The organism is Lactobacillus sp. HMSC08B12 (genome assembly GCF_001808415.1).
Taxonomy (GTDB): domain Bacteria; phylum Bacillota; class Bacilli; order Lactobacillales; family Lactobacillaceae; genus Lactobacillus; species Lactobacillus delbrueckii.
The window spans coordinates 1-2,193 of the sequence record NZ_KV793165.1 but is presented as its reverse complement, the minus strand read 5'-3'; the positions used below and the strand labels follow the sequence as shown (position 1 = coordinate 2,193).

The following is a 2,193-nucleotide window of genomic DNA, read 5'->3' as shown; positions in this document are numbered from 1 at the left end:
TTCAATAGTTTAGCCAATAAAAAAGCACAACGACAGAAGAGCAGATGGAAAGATTCACCAACGCTTTCATTTCCCGCCTCCCGAAGTACATGCAGGAGGCATTAACGCCATCACTAGCAGCTTAATTGAATATTTATTGGCTAAACTATTAGTTAAATCCTGGTTGTTTCTGCCTAAGCGATCTAATTCAGTGACCATTACAATATCACCCTCACGAATATAGGCCAGCATTTTTTGCAGTTCTGGCCGATTAGTGTTAGCCCCACTTAATTTATCCGTAAATAATTTATCAACGTCTTTTAAAGCCGCTAACTGTCGATCTAAATGTTGCTCCTTGGAACTCACACGCGCATAACCGATTTTAGCCATTATCAATGGCTTTTTAAATTAGGGCCTAGTACTTTTGGAATGGAAATACTTTCCAACACCAAAAATGTGCCATAGGTACGACAAACAAGCCCTGACATCTGGTGCTTTCCCCAGGCTTTCGTAACTTCTTTAATTTTCGGGCTCGAATCCTGCTTGCCCTTCCTAACTCATACTTTGCCATCAACTGGAAGAATAAAAGAACAGCTCATGTCCAATCTCAGACACGAGCTGTTTGAAAAGTTATCCAAATTTTTTCTATCAGTACTTCTTGACGAAGAGCCATAAAAAAGAACTGCTCCATCAAAAGCAGTTCTTCATAGTATTAGACAAATTATTGTGGAACAACATTAGTCGCTTGAGGTCCTCGATTGCCTTGTTCAACATCGTAACTAACTTTTTGCCCTTCCTCAAGACTCTTAAAACCGTTAGTTTTAATTGATGAAAAGTGTACGAATACATCTCCATCTGAACCAGTGATAAACCCAAAGCCCTTATCAGCATTAAACCATTTTACAGTACCATTTTGCATATATATATCCTCCTAGGAATCAAACCAAAGTAACCAAATTGAATTAACATCTAGGAAAATAATAGATAGCAAAAATGAATGATACTTATAACTTCCGGATATGTCAATTTAACTAATTTTAACACTTTAATTCGCTGTATGCAACCCTAAATAATTCAAGCGCACAGTTTTTCATATGGTAGATTGTAATTATCTATCAGTGGTTACTGAGCGTTTAAAAAGGTATTGCCAGTCCAAACGTTATTTTTATAACTGTAAATCGTAACGCCACCATCAAAATAGTAGAACCAAGTGGAACCGTTTAGAAAAGGTGCGTCAAGTTTGACGGAAGGGTCGGTTGGCTTAACCACACCGTAGAAGGTGGTGTCTGTTAAAGCGTAGTAATAGCCATCTGGATATAAGCCGTTTGAAGTCAAGTCTCCCAAAGTACCTTTAAAATACAAGTTTTGTCCTTTATAAGTTACGGGTATAGCTAGGTCACCAGCATTCTTACCGGTTAAGGCCGTTGTAATGCCATCGGGATAAGCAATTACGCTGGTATCACCTTGTAATGGTGTGGTGGCAATGGTAGTTAACTCTTTAGTGGTATATAGGTAAGTATTAGTACCAGTATAAATAGTGTGAACAGCTTTACCGGCGAATGGGGTGTAAACAGTTGGATTAGTAGTTTCCGAGCTAGAAGAGCTATCTACCGTAGCTGATTCAGAGTTGGAACTAGCGGCAGCCTTGTCTGCAGCGGCTTTATCTGCGGCAGCTTTGTCTGCGGCAGCTTTGTCTGCGGCGGCTTTATCTGTGGCGGCTTTATCTGCGGCAGCTTTGTCTGCAGCAGCCTTGTCTGCGGCAGCTTTGTCAGTAGCAGCCTTCTTAGCGGCAGCCTTCTTAGCAGCAGCCTTCTTAGCAGCAGCCTTCTTAGCGGCAGCCTTCTTAGCGGCAGCCTTCTTAGCGGCAGCCTTCTTAGCAGCAGCCTTCTTAGCGGCAGCCTTCTTAGCAGCAGCCTTCTTAGCAGTAGCCTTCTTAGCAGCAGCCTTCTTAGCAGCAGCCTTATCAGTAACATTATTCGTATTTGCTGATGCTGTACTAATAACAGGGATTACAGCATTTGTCATGATTACAGACACTCCTGCGACAGCAATCAACACTTTGCCACTTTTAAATAATTTATTTCCTAATATTTTATTTTTCATAAGATTTTCTTTTTAACCTAAACGCAATATCTGTATAATATGACTATCATGTACCCATGTATAGATGCTGTTTCATAGTATAACTTAAACTTCCCACTTGCAAACGTGGGC

2 protein-coding genes and 1 pseudogene are annotated in these 2,193 nt (G+C 40.5%); all 3 read right to left on the bottom strand.

Going from position 1 to position 2,193, the window contains the following annotated elements; translation table 11 throughout:
* Nucleotides 1-132: 132 nt before the first annotated feature.
* Nucleotides 133-369, bottom strand: a pseudogene (locus tag HMPREF3168_RS10695) (recombinase family protein); the annotation flags it as partial.
* Between the two features lie 331 nt (nt 370-700).
* Entirely contained in the window at nt 701-898 is a 198-nt protein-coding gene (locus HMPREF3168_RS05550) for a cold-shock protein (protein WP_003616492.1), read from the bottom strand.
* A 203-nt stretch (nt 899-1,101) separates the two neighbouring features.
* A complete protein-coding gene (locus HMPREF3168_RS05545) occupies nt 1,102-2,082 on the bottom strand; it encodes a histone H1-like repetitive region-containing protein (RefSeq protein WP_210384547.1) in 981 nt (326 codons plus the stop codon).
* Nucleotides 2,083-2,193: the final 111 nt, after the last annotated feature.